This is a genomic window from Myroides sp. 1354 (genome assembly GCF_030324495.1).
Classification (GTDB): domain Bacteria; phylum Bacteroidota; class Bacteroidia; order Flavobacteriales; family Flavobacteriaceae; genus Flavobacterium.
On sequence record NZ_JACAGN010000009.1, the window covers coordinates 1 to 18,681 of the forward strand.

The window sequence follows — 18,681 nt, forward strand, 5'->3', positions numbered from 1 at the left end:
AAACTCCGTTTCCTAGCTTTGGGGCTTAAGCCCCAAAGCTAGGAAACGGAAACTGACACAGTTTGTGTTACACTCCCTATTCAGATTTTTTTTAAGTATGTTTTTTTTTAGAACTAGAATAGTTTGCTAATTATTTAGCATTTGTCTCTTGAATTTAGTAAAATAATCACCATTTACTGATAATATTAACGCTGATCTAGGTGAATTAGTCAGTAAGGATAACGTTTTGGTTTGTAGAATAGTATGTCTCTGATATTTCTCCCTATACAAATAAGTTAGCTACTATTTTTGCAGAAAATGAAAATAAAGCTTTAGAGTGGAACTATGTGGATGAGCTAAATCAAGCGCATACAACTATATTTAGAGCAACTAAAAACTAAGCCCTAATTTGGATATTAAATAATTAAAATAGCAGTAGTTTAGCATCTTATAATAAGATATGGATATAGATATTAAGAAAAAGACATTTTTGAATTTTGTTGGACTTTTAAGAAGTTTTTTAATCAAGTGTTTTATTGGAATTGTTTTATGTAGTAGCATAGCGTTTTTATATACTAACTTTATTTTTGAGCAAATATTATTTGCTCCTAAGAACCCTAATTTTCCTATTTATATTTGGCATCGTTCTTTGATAGATTTTTTTAATTTGAGTTCATCATTGTATATGGAAGGGATTGATTTTGATATTCAAAATCGAAAAATGGATGGTCAGTTAAAGATTATGATTTGGACTAGTTTTACCTTTGGACTAATAGCTTCATTTCCTTGGATTTTGTATCAAATTTGGAAACTTGTACAACCTAAATTATATTATAGTAAGACAAGATATAGTATTGTATTTGTAACAATCACAAGTCTTTTATTTTTTATAGGTGTCTTGTTTGGATATTTTATTATAGTTCCGTTATCTATTCATTTTTTTATGAATATAGAGATTAGTAGTATTGTTGCTAATCAAATCGATCTTACTTCATATATTTCTCTTGTTAGAACCACCATACTAGCATCAGGTATTGTGTTTGTTTTGCCAGTTGTCATTCTAGTATTATACAAGATGGGAATTTTATCAACAGATACACTCAAAGGGTATCGCAGATATGCTTATGTTTTGATTTTAGTTGCATCAGCAATTATTACCCCTCCAGATGTATTGAGTCAAGTTATTTTGGTTATACCATTAGTTTTATTGTATGAAGTGAGTATTTTCTTTTCAAAGTTTATGAAGTCTAATCACATTACAGAATAATATATTATCGTATTTGCTATAAAAATTAATTAAACTTGCATAGTTTAAATATACATCGTAATATTGCGATGTATATTTAAGTATAAAACAATGGGAGTAACAAAATCAGAATTATTTAGTGATAAAAAGAATAGATTATCGCTTATGTTTAAGGTTTTAGGGCATCCAGCAAGACTTGCCATTCTTCAGTATATTATCAATCAAGATGCTTGTATTTGCAATGATTTGGTAGAAGAACTTGGATTAGCTCAAGCCACTATTTCTCAGCACTTAAAAGAGCTTAAAAATAGTGGACTTATAAAAGGGACTATTGAGGGTAAATCCGTTTGTTATTGTATTGACAATGTAGTTTGGAATGAATTCTTCAAGGAGTTTGAATTCTTCTTCGCTCAAAAAATACAATCAAAGGATTGCTGTTAATATTTTTTATTCAACATCATCGTGATATTACGATATTAAAATAATTTAAAACAGATAAAATATGAAATTATCAGAAGTAAAAGTAGTGTTAGAAAAATTAGATCGAGTAGATTTTCAATTTGAAGATGGGACGTTTGTAGCAGAACACTTCCATGTAACAGAAGTAGGTCAAGTGACAAAGAAATTTATCGACTGCGGAGGAACAATAAGAGAAGAGGTTAAAGTAAGCTTTCAATTGTGGAATGCAGATGATTATCAGCACCGTTTAAAAGCTGGTAAATTGCTTAATATTATTCGATTATCAGAAACAAAATTAGGTATTGTTGATGCGGATATTGAAGTAGAAGTTCAAGGTAAAGAAACAATAGGAAAGTATTTCTTAGAATTTAATGGAACTCACTTTCTATTAAAAAATACATTGACTGCTTGTTTAGCTGAAGATGCTTGTGGAATTACACCAAGTGATCAGGTAAATCAAACTAGTTGTTGCGATTCTAACGCTGGATGTTGTTAATCTTAAAAAAGGTAAAAGATGTATAAAACATTATCAACTACAATTAGTATTATGCTTGAATCAAGAGTGATAACTAATCATAGAAAAGAAGTTTTAGCTCCTTTACTGGCATACATTCAAGCTAAGGTTGATTCAAAATCTCCAATTCGAATCAATTTTATCTGTACACATAATTCAAGAAGAAGTCATTTGACTCAGATTTGGATGCAAGTAGCGGCTAGTTACTACGGTATTCCAAATGTTACTTGTTATTCAGGAGGGACTGAACAAACAGCTATGTATCCCATGGTTGCTACAGTTCTGAAAGAACAAGGGCTTGATGTATTTAAAATTGCAGAAGGAGAGAATCCTATTTATGCTATAAAGTATGGTGATAATGAAATTCCTATTATTGGTTTTTCTAAGAAGTACGATGCTGCTTTTAATCCAAGTAGTGATTTTGCAGCTGTTATGACTTGTTCACAAGCTGATGGGGGCTGTCCTTTTATAGCAGGTGCTGAGCGCAGAATCCCTATTACATTTGAGGATCCTAAGGTATTTGATGGAACGGAAAACCAGCAAGCAGGATATTTTAATCGAAGCCTTGAAATTGCAAGTGAAATGTTTTACATCTTATCACAAATTAAAAAGTAAGTTATGCAAGTTAGAATGAAATTTTTAGATCGATACTTAACCCTTTGGATTTTCTTGGCGATGGGGATTGGTGTTCTCTTAGGAAATGTATTTCCAAGTGTTTCTAATGTGATGGATAAACTCTCTATAGGAGCTACCAATATTCCGCTGGCTATAGGATTAATTATCATGATGTATCCTCCACTGGCTAAGGTTGATTATAATCTATTACCACTGGCTTTTCGGGATAAAAAAGTCTTAAGCTTATCTCTTTTCTTAAACTGGATTGTAGGACCTATTTTAATGTTTGTTCTGGCTATTATCTTCATGCGTGATGAACCTGATTATATGGTAGGGTTGATCCTTATTGGTTTAGCCAGATGTATTGCAATGGTGATTGTATGGAATGATTTAGCGAAGGGCAATAGAGAGTATGCTGCCTTACTAATTGCATTAAATAGTGTGTTCCAAGTGCTGTTTTATAGCTTTTTTGTTTGGCTTTTTATCAACGTATTACCTTCTTATTTTGGATTTGCTGATTATGCTATTTCAATTAAGATGAGTGATGTTGTACAAAGTGTGCTTATTTATTTAGGAATTCCATTTTTAGCAGGTTTTTTAAGTCATAAGTATCTCATTAGAATAAAAGGAGAAGCTTGGTTTACGCGCAAATTTATCCCTTTTATTTCCCCCTTTACTTTATATGCTTTACTCTTTACCATTGTGCTTATGTTTAGCTTAAAAGGAGAGCAGATTGTTCAATTACCAATGCAGGTTATCAAAGTTGCTATCCCACTAATTATTTATTTTGTCTTGATGTTCTTTGTCAGCTTCTTCGTAAATAAATCAATGCATGTGGATTATGATAAAAATGCGGCTATTTCTTTTACTGCAGCAGGTAATAATTTTGAACTAGCTATTGCTGTTGCTATTGCCGTATTTGGAATTCATTCGCCCCAAGCTTTTGTGGGGGTTATCGGACCTTTAGTTGAAGTTCCTGTGTTGATTCTACTGGTACGAGTGAGTTTGTGGATGAAAAAGAAATATTATGCAAAGTGATAAAATATTGTTATTTTTAAATCGTTTCAAATCGTTTCTATTAAATTAATCACTAGAATAAATCAATTCATCATTTATTTTTTTATTTTTGAGATAAACTAATTTTTTATGAATTTACAAGTGTTTTATAGAATAAGTTTTTTTGCTATTCTATCTTTTTTGTTTATGTCATGTAATGCAAGTACAATACCAGAAAAAGCTAAACCCGTTGAAAATTTTGATGTAAATCGTTATTTGGGAACATGGTATGAAATTGCTCGGTTTGATTTTTATTTTGAAAGAGATTTAAATAATACCACAGCTTACTATAGTTTGGACAAGAAAGGAAATCTCAAGGTTTTAAATCGAGGTTTTAATGTTAAAACCAAAGAATGGAAACAAGCAGAAGGAATAGCTAAGTTCAGAGCAGAGAAAAATGTAGGTGCACTTAAAGTTAGCTTTTTCGGTCCTTTTTATTCGGGTTATAATATCATTGCATTAGATTCAGATTATAAATATGCTCTAATAGCAGGAAAGGATCTTGATTATTTATGGATTTTATCTAGAGAAAAAGGTATCCCCGAAGCTATTAAACAACAATACTTGACACTAGCTAATGAAATTGGTTATGATGTATCTCGTTTGATTTGGGTTGAACATGACAAGGAAGATACATCGGTAATAAAGGCTAAATAAATACAAGAAAAGCGAACAATTAAAAGAGGATATAACCCAACAAAGCTCCTGCTAAAACAATAAGAGCACTATTTACTTTTTTAAATTTAAAAACGAGTATGCCACTAAGTAGGGTAATAACAAGGGTTTGCCAGTTCAGCAACACATCTCGTGTCATCGTTATACAAACAGCGACAATCAAGGCGACAGAGGCAACATTCACCGCATCTAAAAAGACAGATAATCCTTTTGAGTTGCGAAGTTTTTTCATCAATGGGTTTAGTAAGGCTACTAGAATAAAGGATGGTAAAAAAATTGCAACAGTTGAAAGAATTGCTCCAGATAAACCATTAATTTGAAAACCAATAAAAGTAACGGAAGAGAAAACAGGTCCTGGTGTGAATTGTCCTACAGCAATAGAATCTATAAGTTGTTCTTTGGTGAGTAAACCTGTTTGCACGAGTTCTGTATCTAAAAAAGCAAATAATACATAGCCACTACCGTACAGTATAGCCCCTATTTTAAGAAAAATCCAAAATAGCTGCATATTGGTATTGGTGAAAAGAGTATTTTGTATACTAAGTAAGAAGGGTAATGGAAGAAAACTTTGTAAGGTACTTCGCTTTGTAGTATTAATATAAAAAACTACATAAGCTAAAAATCCAGCTCCAAACATTAAAATGATCTCATTAGTCCCAAATAAAGAAGCTACTAAGACAATAAGTCCTATAAAGGCTAAGAATAAGGATTTAATGGATTTTTTGGCTAGTGGAAATACAGCTCCAAGGATAATAGCAATAATGGCAGGTTTAATTCCATAGATAAATGGTTGAACTTGTGGTAATTCTCCATAATTTTTATAAAAATAAGCCAATACACCCGTTAGAAAAACAGCGGGAAGAATAAAACATAGCCCTGCAATTATAAGACCTTTCCAACCCGCTTTATCATAACCAATGTGAATGGCCATTTCTGTACTGTTAGGACCAGGAATTAAATTAGTAGCACCGAGCAGATCTAAAAAGTGTTGTTCATCCATCCATTTTCTTTTTACAACTACTTCTTCTCTCATCATCGCAATATGAGCTGCAGGGCCTCCAAAACCAATAATCCCTAATTTTGTAAAGACCTTGACTATTTCTTTGAGACTTACTTTTTCTGACATATTGCTTCCTATTTTTAGTTTTTATTGCAATCGATCTATTCAACGTTATTGTGTGATAGGAACAGGCGCGAAGCTAAAGATAATTCAATACTCAAAGGTTACCGAAATGTAAACAAAAATGGCTCAACCAAAAATTACTTCCTTTTCACTATCCTTTATCTATTGGATGGTAATCCCTATAAACAAATTGACTGATTTGGGCGCCTTATACAACCTCTTACTACTCTTTTAATAATCCCTTACTATTCCTTGGTATTTTTGAATGATAATAAGCTATACACAAGCAAAAGGAGGAACTCGTTATCATAGAATAGGCGCGTATTCATCTGTTTTTTTTAATCGTTTCACCGAAGTAAAATGTTATACCTCGCGATACAATAAATCACATCCTAGCATTCATAGGGGTTCACGCAGATTTTGAATGTTTTTGTACAACACTTTTTTTCAAAATAATTCAAACGAAAATCAACTGAAAAAATTTAACAGATTTATCGGAGGGAATAGGGGAGTTTGGTGAGGAATTGGTAATTGGGATTTGAGATATTTTGACCAAAAACAAGGAATATGATTAGAAATCTAAAAAAGAATAATGTTCATCATTTAATTGATGTCATGTTTTTAAATATCTATTGACTCCTTTATCATTTCAAAATTATTTGACGATGAAAACAAAAATCTCTCTGATTGATAGAATTGTAGAGCATTTATATTTAAAACATTTTCATAATCAAAATTTAAAAGGTTTGGAATTTCATGCTTGTTTTGAAGTAATTTTTCGCAAAACATACAAAGTATTAAGGAATCTGATAGTGGCATATAAATTTCAATTCCATAAGAATCAAAACCAATGGTACTACGGACTGTGCTTTGGTTTATAGTATTTTGTAGAACAACTGGATTGTCTGAAATAAAGAATAGTCTGTCACTTTTCCCAAGAAGCCAAACTTTGTTTTGAATTGTAGTTGAAAATTTTGTAGCAGCTTCAAATAGGGAAAACCATAAAGTTTTATGATCGATAGATTCTTGTTGCATGCCAGTAAATTGGTTTATAATTTCTTCAAATTCTGTTACATGATCTTTAACTCTATTTAATTGCCATTTGGTTCTTATTAGTTGTATAGCTATAAAGTATGAGATTTTCTCTTTTTCTAATTCAGTTATTGAATTTATTTTTTGATTTAAAACAAGTTTCTCAATCAAGGGAGAGATTTCTCTTTCTATTTTTCCAAGCTCATATTCAAAACTAAAATTTTCGTCTTTTTGGATTTGATCATAAAAGTAGTTTTCACTTGCGACTCTATTGATAGGTCTCTCTTTAATAAAGTTCCAATTATTGGTTTTAGCTAGTTTATCGTAAGTCCAAATAAATGAGTCTTTGCTTGAAAAGTTTTTCAGTAGAAGTTTTGGAACATAATGTTGATTCTTTGGATGTGCCATTTTATTAATAGGGGTGAAAAAATGTTTATATAATGTTTCGACACTTTGTAATAGTGAGGATGAATCGAAGACGATTTTTTTCGATTTTAACGTTACGAAGTGAAGACTATTTGCTAATCTAATCAAAAAAATAATATAGTTGACTTTTGTATTTTAAATAAAACCTCTGTGAAAAATAAGATAATCATGCTTAATCTAAAGGCTATTACAATGAATAATACATAAAATAGGTTTTAAAAGCTGTTGATTTCCTCAAGAAGTAATTTATGTAACTGCAGAAGAAACATTGATGAAAAATGGTTCAATCAGATTTAATTTAGTTAATAATTTAAATAACATTAGGTTGTCTCTAAGTTTATAATAGGACTTCTTTACTAAGTAATAACTATAGTTTACCCAAAGATTAATATTGTATTAGTAGGTGAGTATTATCTTAGGAAGATTTTAAATATTTTTTTGATAATAGGAGTAAACTCCTAAAAGAATTTATGGGTTATATGAAAAATGTATTGGGTATGTTTTTGGCTTTGGTATTCTTATCGTGTTCAAGTAAAAAAGAGGATTCTGAACAAGTTGTCGATAACCAGGTAGAAGAGAAAGGGTTTTTGATAAAAACTAAAGAGATATTTATAGATTCTGATGAAGTTAAAAACGATAGACGCTTAGCCTATATAACAGATATGAATACAAAGTATCCAGATTATAAGTTAGTTCTTGAATTTTTTGGCTCAGATAACAATCCTTATATTTTAGAATCTAATGGAGATTTATATAAAATTATTGATTCTCAAATAGATGACGCTGGATCAAAAATTTATAAGTATGAAGATGTCCTTATGTATTTTTATAAAGCCAAAGAAAACTTTTATATCTATAGTTTTTCCATTGACAATGCTAAGAAATTAAATTGTACTAGTGTTAGACGTATAGGTGATGGGATATTTAAAACAGATATGCACGATATTGTTTTTGAGGATAATAAAATTGTTAGAGAAGATTTTAAAGGAGAGTTTTCAACTAAATTTTATAAAGAAGGTAAACAACAATATTTTCGCTATTCAAATAAAATAAATGGAGATAAGGTTGTTAATACTTTAAATCTGGGGGCAATAAAAGAGTTTTAATATGTATAAAAAAATTTTAGCAGTAGCATTCTTTACAAATATACTTTTTCTTTACTCATGTTCAGAAAAAAAAGACCAGGTTAAAACGGAGGATTATACGCAATCTAAAGAAAAGAGTATTGATATAGAATTATACAGTCAAAATGCACTTGAAATTTTATCTAGACATAAAGAAGGTAATCTTCAGGTAGTATTACCTAATATTATTTATGATCAAGTAAAGATATATGATAATTTATTAGTTGAGTACGAAAAAAAACAGATTTACGCTAAATCAGATATTGAATTTTTAAATTATAAAGAAGAAATAGATAATCTAGCTTTAGTTAGTTTATTAATGAAAGATATTGAAGTTAATTTGGCTTATACTGAATTAGTAAGTGAAATAGAAGATCTAAATATTGCTTATAGTAAAAAATTCAACATTAGTTTGGAGAAACTAAACTCATTTTATGATCTTGACAACATCATTTTAAGTGAAGAGGTATTATTAAAAATTAAAGAGTTTTCTCAGGATGAAAAGCAAAGAATTAAAATTCAAGAAAAAGATGATTTGCAAGCTTTAGGTACTGATGGAATTGTTTTAGCTGCAGGTTTAATCCCCGGTGGAAGTCTAATTACAAAAGGAGCTTTACGAGGATTGTCTCAAGGTGCTAAATTAGCGAAACAAGGTAAAAATCTATCTGTTAATGCAAGTGCTATAACTAAAGAAACCTATAAAATAATGTCTTTTGCTGGAAATACTAAATTAGGCGCTAGTACTAGAAACAAAGTTGTTAAGATACTGAGTAATGAAGTTAAACGTCAAGTTTTAGCTGAAAGACAATTAATTAATGCAAAAAGACTTGGAACTGCACTAGCAATTAGGAGAGCAAATGAGTTAGCCAATGTCAGTCCCTCAAAGATTAATAGATCAAAAGAGTATTTTAAAGTTATTGAAAATAAGCTAGAAGGAAGAGTGGGAGATTATTCAGATGGTATCTTAGCTGTTCACTTACAAAACATGAGAGAATTGATTAAAAAAAATCAACTGATTTTGAGTGAATTGAAATAGATAATAAAGTATATTTAACATATTAAGTCTGTATGTATTAGTTGAGATTTTTACTTGTCAGTTTCTATTTATAGGGCATACAGAGTTTTTAGTTTAAGTATTAAGAGAACCAATGATATGAACGAGAAAGAATATTATCAAGTTGGAGAAAGCAAGAAATTGCCATTAAGATGCCCAATTTTAAATTATTGTAGTAGGAGAGCAATAACCATTTATTTTAATTCTGATTATGAAAAATATGATTATGGTTTAAGTATAGAAGAGGCGTTACTCAAAGATGGAACACTACCAAAAGACTTTGTATCAAAAAGGATAGATATATAAGGAGAGCTACCAAGTTGGATCAAGGGCAATTCACATTACTATTTTGAAGGTATGTGTCCAGAAGTAAACCTATTTGATTGGATGAATTCTCTTATTAAGGAAAAGGCTTGTTTTTCAGCTGAATATGATAAATATTATAATAAACCTAGACATAGAATTTTAAAGACTCAACATTATTCAGAGTGTTCAGAATTTAATTTTTATGTATTTGAAAAGGGAAGTAAAAGTGTTTCTAGATCTAAACCAAGAAAAAGTATCTCTGTTAAAATTCGTTCAATATTACAGAAGGAAATAAAATCAATTTGCCCCATTTGTTCAAATGAAGATGTTGAACATTTTCAAGTTCATCATATCGATGAAAACCCGATGAATAACGAACTTGAAAACTTATTGATGTTGTGCCCAAATTGTCATTCAAAAATCACGAAAAATGATATCAAACACGATGAAGTTCTAAGTATAAAATTAAAGCTAAAAGGTTGATGTTTATATTAACTGGAAAGATAGATGATTTTTACTATTTGTCTATTCAGTTTATTTAATAAAATGAGCAAAAGAATTAAAATAAGTTCTTGACGTTTTTAGTAAATGATGTATAATTATAATGTCATTAAAGCGAAAAGCATCACCTTTGATGATAAATAAATCTTTATAAATGTTAAAATTTTTATGATTTATAATTGCCTTGTTAATCTTTGAATCATTGTGAACAATTGAGTTTCTAACGAAAATAAAGAATTGAATCCAGATTGGATCCGAATAGTATGATTGTTCTTTTGTAACATTAAATTTGTTGTATAGAAATTCAAGACCACAATAAATATAACTTTGTCTTTGCTTTCCTTTTATGTCCTGTTTAGTAGTTTGTCCGTTGGTTAATATGGTTATAAGATTAAAAAGATTATTTTCAAAATTAGATTGCAATTTGTTTTATCTCCATTCTGTTTCTAGAATAGCAAATTGAATCGTATTTTCAAATTTTAGTAATCCAATATCCTTTTTTATAAAAGATATGTATCCAATAAATAATCCTTCTTATTAGATAACCAGTTGTATACAAATATTTTGAGAACTAGGATTATCTTTCTCAATATAACAATAAACGCGTCTATTTTATTTCTTAAACAAATAATCAATCCCGTTGCTGCTTGCTTGGCATAGTCTTTTGTTTCAAGTTTGCTATTGAAATTTCACTTAATATAATAAGTATCTTTTTCTTGGATGGCAAAGAGATTTTCAATTAGTATTCTGTTTTCTTTAAGACATAAAGCGAATTGTGATGGATATCAACTTTTGTTATTTACTTCAATAAGTACTTGTTCTAAGCTGATTAATTTTTCACAAAGAAAACAATTAACATGTGGTTCTTGATTTGTTCATTATATCTTGTGCTAAATTTTAAACAAAAAAGGAGACATTAATGGTCTCCTTTTTTTAATAGGCTCCTTTTTTAATATAGGAATTGTTTAGAGTTAATTAGATTGTTGTTTACTTTTATATAACTATTATTTTTTAAATACTTCATTTATGTTTTAAAATTAAAAGCTATCAATTAGATAGCTCTTAATTCTAGTAGTTTTCTTTTTTTCTTTAGCACTATTTCCCAATTGCTAATTTAGCAAAATTATTTGATAAATATATTTATTATTTTTATAATAAAAAAAACAATAAACCATTTTTTGTGTTAAATATATTTTATATAAATAAGGTTTTGATGGGGGCTTGATGTAATCACACTTTTCTATTTAATAGAAAAGAAGTAAGTTAAATATCTATTTTTGATGATATGAAAGTATTGTTTATAATATATTGGTTAAATTAATCGATATAGTCATTTTTTTATTTGTTTCATTATCAAAAAAAATATTACTTTTATTAACAAATAAAGCCACATGCAGTTTAATGCTAAACCATTGAATGATTTATTTTTTAGAATATTTTTATAAGTATTCTATTATATGTCCCCACATATTATTCTGGTTAATAGTGGCTTTATTTTTTATAACAACTTGAGCTAGTTTAAAAAGTGAGTTATTGAAAATATTCGACAATTTCTAATTATAATTTTTTTCTGTTTTACTAATAACTATATCTTATATCGTAGGTCTTATAACATAGTAAAAAACACTTTTTTTTAAGAAGAAGAATTTCTTTATCTTAAACTCCTCTCTTTTAATAACAAAATTTTCTTTTATTAAACGATAGTGTAATCTTTTTGGTATACTTTTCATGACAACATAATTCTTGCCTAGTTTCTTTTCTTTTTCGAGGAGAATAAGAAATTTATTAAAATCATCGACATTTTCTGATAATTTCAAATGATTAAAAGCTGATTCTAACATTTTTATTTTGATTTAGTAAGATGAGGTAAAAATATAAAATAATTCTAATAGATTAAAGTATGTAATTAATAAAATTTTAAGGTTTTGGATATATAGATATTTTTATCGATTAGTTATTTAACACACAATGATTATTTAAATTATTCAACAAACTTTTATTGATAAATTATAAAATATTTGTGTTATTACTTTATTTCTATTTTATCTCTATAGGTGAATTAATTGCTAATTTATTTATTTTTCTAGGAGGGAATGCAATGTTCAAATGAATTTGTAATAAATATTAATATATCAAATTCCTTTGTTTTTTTCTTAATATATTTGAGAATAATTTATTTTTAGATTTTCTTTATATCTGATTAATATGATTTTTTCAGTTTTAAAGAAAGGAACTGTAGTAAAGTACAGTTCCTTTTGGGCTAGATGCTGTTGTTTGAAATCTACCAGCAAGATTGATCGAAAAAATTATTGTTATTTATTTTGAATAAGATAGTCTTATATTTTTCAACTTATTTAAAATAGTAAAACCACCAGCTATTAGCATATATAAGACAATAGAATACATAGTAATTAAATCAACTGAATTTATCAGATAATAAACACTTGTCCCCACAAGTTATTCTTGTCTTGGTGGCTTTACTTTTTATATAAAAAAAACAATATTAAGTAGCATAAAGTTACATTAATTTTTTATTATAAAAATAATTATGAGTATAGAATAGCTTCATATATATACAATTAAGTTTCTGTTATTAATATCCATTTTTTTGTTCTTACAATTTTTATAATTCGTTTTAATTATTATGTTTTATCGACTCAAAACTTGATTGATATATTAAGTTGAGTGATAGTTCAAAATCTTTGTAGTCTATTTTAGACTACATTTAACATTTTTATTATTCAAGCTCAAAGGTTTTCTTAATTATTGTTTATTGAATGATTAATTATTAAGTCTGTAGGAAGTTGTTTGTTTTTTATTATAAAATATTCAAATTCACATGAATAATTTGTTTGAATTCAAAATAATATTATATTTGTAAAAGACTAATGTAGTCTAAAATAGACTATTATTGTTTTTATTTGCTCAATTATAGAAACAATAGATATTTTAGATTATGACCTTTAGATTTATACTTAAGCATAAACCAACTTATGCTAAAATCATTCTTGAACTTATTGATAATCAGAAAAGAATAACTCATTTAGATACTAATTTAGTTATTAAGGGGCACATGTGGGATGATTTAAAGGAGCGTCCTAAAAATATTTATTTAAAAAAATTCAAGAAATTAAATGTTTTTTTAGATCGAATTAGGATTACTGTGGCGAGTTATTTTAAAGAAGTTAAGGTGCGTGGTAAAGCTTTATCATTATCTTCTTTGTCAAGAAGGATTAAAAAAGTTGTTACTTGTAAAAATCAGAAATATAAGCAGGGGAGTCTTTTAAATCATATTAATAATTATATTAATTCTCGACAACATATCATATCACAAATTACCTATAGAAGATATAAAGTTTTTTTTCGTTTAATAGAGCGCTTTGAGGGGCATGAGATGAGAAATTATATGATAGAAGAAGTTAATGCTGATTTTGTAAAACAATTTCTAAAGTTTGGAGAAAAAGAGTTTTATAGTAGAAGCACATTACATCGTACTATTTATTTTATTAGGACTATACTTAATTTTTTAGAAAGACGCGGTATACGAACTTTTGTATATGAGTTAGAATTGCCAAAGGAAAAAAAACAGAAAAAGAATTTTGTCATTTTATCAGAGATAGAGTTATCAAAAATAAGAGATTTGGAGGTTCCTAAAGAACTAAACTCTGCTAAGGATTGGCTTGTAATAAGTTGTTATTTAGGACAACGATTTTCTGATTTTATGAGTTTTAATATCAGCATGTTGGAAGTTATTCACAATAGACAATGTATCTCTTTTATGCAACAGAAAACGGGTAAAAATGTAATATTACCTCTTCATCCAATTGTAAGGAGTTTAATTTCTAAAAATAAAGGATTTCCTCTAAAACTATCACTCGATACCTATAATAAACAAATTAAGGAAATAGTACGATTAGCAGGTATCAAAACTCAAGTATATATAAGAAAACGTTTTGGATTTAGATCTAAGTTAGTCACAATTGATAAATGTAATGCAATTACTAGCCATATTGGCAGGAGAAGTTTTGCTTCTAATTTTTATGGTAAAATACCAACTGCATTGTTGATGGATGCAACAGGGCATGGTACAGAACAAATGTTTAACCGTTATATTTCTAATTTTGATACTGAACGAGTAAAGCTATTGAGTAATTATTTTGAGGATAACTTTAATAACAAAAATTTTAGTGATTTAATCTTAATTAAGTAAATATAACAAGATGACCATTTTTAAGAGGGAATCAAATATTTCTGCAAGTCTTGATTGGGATAATACTGATAATTGTATTATTATATAGGAAGATGGTAAATATCTATCTTCGATGCAAATAGTTATTAGTATTCCTAGATCGTTTTTACTTGGAACCATTAATCCTATTTATAGGAAGATATTATTTAGGTTTTATAAAAAGGGATCCTTTGAACAGTGAAAATTTAAATGATTTATGGGTAGGACGTGGAGTGTATAGAATGACTAAATCTGGGGCTCCTGATATACGTGAATTTACATCATATTCTATATTATTAGAATTAAAAAGAGGTGATAAAATGTATCCTATTATTTATACTATAATATTTGAGGATAATAAATTTACTCTTGAAGGTATTCAGCAAGGAACGACAGGAAGAGGGGGGAGGGGGAGTTACAAATATGACTGTTACTAAATATTAAATTTCAAAATGAATAGAAAATGATACTGTATTGAAAAAAATGTGTAAGTATGAAATTCTGCTTTGATTAAAATCGAGCGGATTTTTTTTTATTTAATGCTTTAAACCAAAACAGGAAGCCTACAATCCTCATAAAGCATTAGGAAATAAATTCCCTAAAGAATATAAGCCCAGATTTGATGAAGAATTATTTATCGAATTTAGAGGTATCCTAAAATGAGGAAGTCTAAAATAGTTCATATATTTCTATTCAAATAGAATATTTTTTATTCTATTTTTTTGTGTATTTTTACACTTATTTTTGTTCTATTGTATACAAATGTATATGAAGTTTAACTTTTTGATTTACAATAATCGAGATCTTCTAACTTAGAAAAATTAATATTGTCTCTTTGAGGTGTTTTTAATTCTAAAAAATACTTAATTAGACACCTCACTTCTAGGAGATAGTAAAGTATATTTTAGACAATAAATAATTAAGCTGACTCGTTCGTTTATGGATTATAAACTATTACAGGATGTTATAAAATTATTAGAAGAATTTAATAATTATGGCATTAAAGAAGAAAAATCACTTGATGTCTTTTTGAATTGGGCATATGATAAAAAATGTATGAAAAGTGATTCTGCAAATCTAATTAAGTATCAAGATTGGATAAACAAAAATAAAGGTCGTAGTATTGAAAGTGAAATCAATACTTTGATTGTTCACTTGTCTAAATATGCAAAAATTCATTCTAAAGAAATACTTGTAAATTCTGGTTTTACCTCACAAGAAGATTTTATTTATTTAATCACATTAAAATCTTTCGGTGAAATGAATAAAATCGATCTTATTAGAAAAAATATTCAAGAAAAACCTGCTGGAATAAAAATTATCAATAGATTAATAAAAAAAGGATTTATTAATCAGCATGACTCTTCTTTGGATAAAAGAAATAAAATTGTTTCTATAACAGATTTAGGTTTAGAAGAATTAAAGAAAAAACAGCCCGTAATTAAAAAGATAACTAATTTAATTACAGGCGATTTAACTTCAGAAGAAAAGCATCAATTAGTCTATTTACTTCAAAAATTAGATAAATTTCACAACCCAATCTACATGAATATTGAATTATAGTCTTTGATCAATTATAGAATTAATTTGATTTACATTAAATAACTCTATTTGTATAATATTGATAAAGGATTTTTTTGTAAAACATCAGGACTAATAATAACTCATAGTAATTTAGAATTTATGTTTGGGTGAAAAAATAATTAAATTTTAAATGAGATTAAAATGATTTATTTTGAAAATACTTAAAAAAGTAAATAATTAAAAGGAATTGAGTATATCCATAAACCATATCTTCTACAGGTATAGTAAACATTCTAATACCTAAAAAATCTTTTGGATTGTAGTTTACAATTGGGTTATCCAATCCTGTTCCTGTCAAGACACCATTTACTGGAAAAAAACCTAGCATTAGTAGTGTATAAACAAAAGAAGCCTTACTTATCCATTGTGACTTCACAATAAAATGAAGATAAAATAAAGTAGCTACAGTAACTAAGCAGGTGGTAATGGTGTAAATTTTATTAATGTTTAATAAACCTACTACTATTAGAATAATTATGCTAGTAAAAACTAATAAATTATTAAATGATTTTAATAAATCTAATTGATAATATTTGTCAATTACAAAATATGTGAAAATGCAAGAGAAAGGAATAAAGATAAAAAAGAGCATTTCTTCTAAAGGTAAACCAGCTATAGAGACCCCTATGGTATAATTTGTATTAAACCACCATACTCCTAAATGAGTAAACCATATATCCCAAAGAATAAAAGGAACAGATACTAAAGCTGATGCTTTAAAAAAATGGAGGAATTGCTTATTAAATTGAATTCTGCTATCAAAAGAAGCTACAAAACAAATTATTACAGTTAAAAATAATATAGTGGAATAAGTTAAAGAAATCATTTTTTTGAATTATTTAAAAACATTTTATAATATTTTAATGGTACATATAAGAATCCAAAACATTCACCGTTGTGCTTCTCGGTATGTTTATGGTGTTGTTTATGTGCACGTCTTAATGCTAATAAATAGGGGTTACTAGTATTTTTTAATACTTTTATTCTTTGATGAATAAAGATATCATGAACAAAAAAATAAGTCATTCCATAAAGCATAATCCCTAATCCTATATAAAACAAATAATTATAATTATTCAAGGCTCCATAATACATTAATGCTATTGATGGAAGAGAAAAAATAATAAAAAAATAGTCATTTTTTTCAAAAATACCCTTATTGGAATGATTATGATGATCTTTGTGTAGTATCCATAAAAATCCATGCATTAAGTATTTGTGTATGAGCCAAGTAGCTATTTCCATTAATATAAAAACTAGAAATATAAGTAAAATATTCATAGACTTATTTATTAGAATTGAATATGTTTTCTAGAACTTTGTATCTATAATCAAAAATTTCTGTAAGTTTTTTCTTTACAAATAATTTGTGCGCAAAGTATCCAATAAAACCCAAAGGCAGTTCATACTCCACAGTATCCTTCATAAGAACACCTTCTTTGTTAGGAATAAATTCATGATGATGAATCCACAATTTATAAGGCCCATTTTGTTGAAAATCTGTAAAACTATTCTCATCATCTACTTGTGTAATACGAGTGGTCCACCTCAACGGTATTCCAAGAATGGGAGTTACTATATAATCGATAATCATTCCCGGATATATCTTTTTATCACCAAATTCAGTTAAGACATGAAATTTCATATTCTTAGGTGTTATTTTCGATAAATTCAATGGAGAGCAGAAAAATCTCCAAGCCGTATCTATATCACATTTTAATTGCTGTTCTCTATATAGAATGTATTTCATTTTAAAATTATTTCAATATTATCTCTTAAAATAGAGTAGATTGTTTTTCTTTATTTATTTTGATAAATTCTTTATTTTTAGGGTATAATGCATCATAATCTAGAAGTTTGAGAGCATTTTAAAACTCAAGTACTAATTAAAGGAATACAACTAAATTTTATAATTTTAATCATAAGAGAGCTATTTTATATCTTAAATAACTTTTAAAAGCGACTAATGCTTTATGTGAATTTGATATGCGTATTCTAGAATTCAAAATTTCTGATGATGATTTGTTTTTAATTTTATAAAATAGGGACAAGTAATACTTGTAAGCTAAATAAACACCGAATTTAGATGAATTTGGAAGTTTTTGTATACCAATAAGTGCTTGTTTAAATTCAATTTCAATTTCATCTTCAATTTGACTTTTAACTTCATTATCAAATACACCCATATTCATATTTGGAAAGTAAGTTCTACCAAGTAATTGATAATCGTTTTTTAAATCACGTAAGAAGTTTACTTTTTGAAATGCCGAACCCAATTTCATAGCAAAAGGTTTAAGCTCTTCATATTTAGTTTTATTTCCTTCTGTAAAAATCTGTAAACACATTAAACCAACAACCTCGGCTGAACCATATATGTATTGATTATATAAATCTGAATTGTAGTCAACTTTTTGTAAATCCATCTCCATGCTATGTAAAAATTGTTCAATCAAATTATAATCAATATTATATTGATGTACAGTTTGTTGAAAAGATTGTAAAATAGGATTTAATGAAATGTGTTCATTTAAGGCTATTTTAGTTTCATCTTTTAATCTTGAAAGTAACATAGCTTTATCATAATTGTGAAAACTATCAACGATTTCATCTGCTAGTCTTACATATGCGTAAATTGCATATATCGCCGGACGAATAGAAGGTTTTAGGGCTAAAATTCCCAATGAAAAACTAGTACTATACTTCTTAGTTGTGATTTTACTAATCGAGCAAGAAAGTTCATCAAACAAGTGTTTCATACA

Annotated in this window: 19 protein-coding genes; 13 read left to right on the forward strand and 6 right to left on the reverse strand. The window is 27.7% G+C overall.

Annotated features, from left to right (window positions below; translation table 11 throughout):
* Nucleotides 1–439: 439 nt before the first annotated feature.
* The 6 genes from tatC to HX004_RS10530 all read left to right on the forward strand — a co-directional run bounded on the left by tatC (nt 440) and on the right by HX004_RS10530 (nt 4,526).
* Nucleotides 440–1,246, forward strand: coding sequence for a twin-arginine translocase subunit TatC (gene tatC, locus HX004_RS10505; RefSeq protein ID WP_286442449.1), 807 nt, complete (start codon nt 440–442; stop codon nt 1,244–1,246).
* Nucleotides 1,247–1,336: 90 nt separating this feature from the next.
* On the forward strand, nt 1,337–1,666 hold the full coding sequence (locus tag HX004_RS10510) for an ArsR/SmtB family transcription factor (protein ID WP_002992107.1): 330 nt from the start codon (nt 1,337–1,339) through the stop codon (nt 1,664–1,666).
* Between the two features lie 61 nt (nt 1,667–1,727).
* A complete protein-coding gene (locus HX004_RS10515) occupies nt 1,728–2,180 on the forward strand; it encodes a DUF6428 family protein (protein WP_060873483.1) in 453 nt (150 codons plus the stop codon).
* Nucleotides 2,181–2,198: 18 nt separating this feature from the next.
* Nucleotides 2,199–2,813 (forward strand): arsenate-mycothiol transferase ArsC, encoded by a 615-nt coding sequence (locus HX004_RS10520; protein WP_283829056.1) that lies wholly within the window; start codon nt 2,199–2,201, stop codon nt 2,811–2,813.
* Nucleotides 2,814–2,816: 3 nt separating this feature from the next.
* The gene (gene arsB / locus HX004_RS10525) at nt 2,817–3,851 is read left to right on the forward strand and encodes an ACR3 family arsenite efflux transporter (RefSeq protein ID WP_286442450.1); all 1,035 of its coding nucleotides are present in this window, start codon (nt 2,817–2,819) and stop codon (nt 3,849–3,851) included.
* A 108-nt stretch (nt 3,852–3,959) separates the two neighbouring features.
* Complete coding sequence (locus HX004_RS10530) at nt 3,960–4,526, forward strand: lipocalin family protein (protein WP_286442451.1); 567 nt, start codon at nt 3,960–3,962, stop codon at nt 4,524–4,526.
* A gap of 19 nt (nt 4,527–4,545) precedes the next feature.
* Here the strand turns inward: HX004_RS10530 and chrA are convergent, their stop codons facing one another.
* Both chrA and HX004_RS10540 read right to left on the reverse strand, forming a co-directional pair.
* Nucleotides 4,546–5,670 carry a chromate efflux transporter gene (gene chrA, locus HX004_RS10535; protein WP_286442452.1) on the reverse strand — a complete coding sequence of 375 codons (1,125 nt, stop codon included), beginning with the start codon at nt 5,668–5,670 and terminating at the stop codon, nt 4,546–4,548.
* Between the two features lie 618 nt (nt 5,671–6,288).
* Nucleotides 6,289–7,107, reverse strand: a complete 819-nt coding sequence (locus HX004_RS10540) for a DUF4238 domain-containing protein (protein WP_286442453.1) — start codon at nt 7,105–7,107, stop codon at nt 6,289–6,291.
* Nucleotides 7,108–7,604: 497 nt separating this feature from the next.
* On the opposite strand from HX004_RS10540, the gene HX004_RS10545 reads away from it, so the two are divergent.
* The 7 genes from HX004_RS10545 (at nt 7,605) to HX004_RS10575 (ending at nt 15,901) form a co-directional block, all read left to right on the forward strand.
* A complete protein-coding gene (locus HX004_RS10545; RefSeq protein ID WP_286442454.1) occupies nt 7,605–8,231 on the forward strand; it encodes a hypothetical protein in 627 nt (208 codons plus the stop codon).
* Nucleotide 8,232: 1 nt separating this feature from the next.
* Entirely contained in the window at nt 8,233–9,285 is a 1,053-nt protein-coding gene (locus tag HX004_RS10550) for a hypothetical protein (protein ID WP_286442455.1), read from the forward strand.
* A gap of 117 nt (nt 9,286–9,402) precedes the next feature.
* Nucleotides 9,403–9,609: a hypothetical protein gene (locus HX004_RS10555; RefSeq protein WP_286442456.1), complete on the forward strand. Its 207-nt coding sequence runs from the start codon at nt 9,403–9,405 to the stop codon at nt 9,607–9,609.
* A 51-nt stretch (nt 9,610–9,660) separates the two neighbouring features.
* The gene (locus HX004_RS10560; RefSeq protein ID WP_286442457.1) at nt 9,661–10,092 is read left to right on the forward strand and encodes an HNH endonuclease signature motif containing protein; all 432 of its coding nucleotides are present in this window, start codon (nt 9,661–9,663) and stop codon (nt 10,090–10,092) included.
* Between the two features lie 2,974 nt (nt 10,093–13,066).
* The gene (locus HX004_RS10565; protein ID WP_286442458.1) at nt 13,067–14,320 is read left to right on the forward strand and encodes a phage integrase SAM-like domain-containing protein; all 1,254 of its coding nucleotides are present in this window, start codon (nt 13,067–13,069) and stop codon (nt 14,318–14,320) included.
* Nucleotides 14,321–14,469: 149 nt separating this feature from the next.
* The gene (locus tag HX004_RS10570; protein WP_286442459.1) at nt 14,470–14,775 is read left to right on the forward strand and encodes a hypothetical protein; all 306 of its coding nucleotides are present in this window, start codon (nt 14,470–14,472) and stop codon (nt 14,773–14,775) included.
* 502 nt (nt 14,776–15,277) lie between these two features.
* Nucleotides 15,278–15,901 (forward strand): MarR family winged helix-turn-helix transcriptional regulator, encoded by a 624-nt coding sequence (locus HX004_RS10575; RefSeq protein WP_286442460.1) that lies wholly within the window; start codon nt 15,278–15,280, stop codon nt 15,899–15,901.
* Nucleotides 15,902–16,058: 157 nt separating this feature from the next.
* Here HX004_RS10575 and HX004_RS10580 read toward each other — a convergent pair whose 3' ends face one another.
* From HX004_RS10580 to HX004_RS10595, 4 genes are all read right to left on the reverse strand, one after another.
* Entirely contained in the window at nt 16,059–16,748 is a 690-nt protein-coding gene (locus HX004_RS10580; RefSeq protein WP_286442461.1) for a lycopene cyclase domain-containing protein, read from the reverse strand.
* Nucleotides 16,745–17,203 carry a sterol desaturase family protein gene (locus HX004_RS10585; RefSeq protein ID WP_286442462.1) on the reverse strand — a complete coding sequence of 153 codons (459 nt, stop codon included), beginning with the start codon at nt 17,201–17,203 and terminating at the stop codon, nt 16,745–16,747. The genes HX004_RS10580 and HX004_RS10585 overlap by 4 nt, the downstream gene beginning before the upstream one ends.
* 4 nt (nt 17,204–17,207) lie before the next feature.
* Nucleotides 17,208–17,672, reverse strand: coding sequence for an SRPBCC family protein (locus HX004_RS10590; RefSeq protein WP_286442463.1), 465 nt, complete (start codon nt 17,670–17,672; stop codon nt 17,208–17,210).
* A gap of 169 nt (nt 17,673–17,841) precedes the next feature.
* The gene (locus HX004_RS10595; RefSeq protein WP_286442464.1) at nt 17,842–18,678 is read right to left on the reverse strand and encodes a phytoene/squalene synthase family protein; all 837 of its coding nucleotides are present in this window, start codon (nt 18,676–18,678) and stop codon (nt 17,842–17,844) included.
* Nucleotides 18,679–18,681 lie beyond the last annotated feature (3 nt).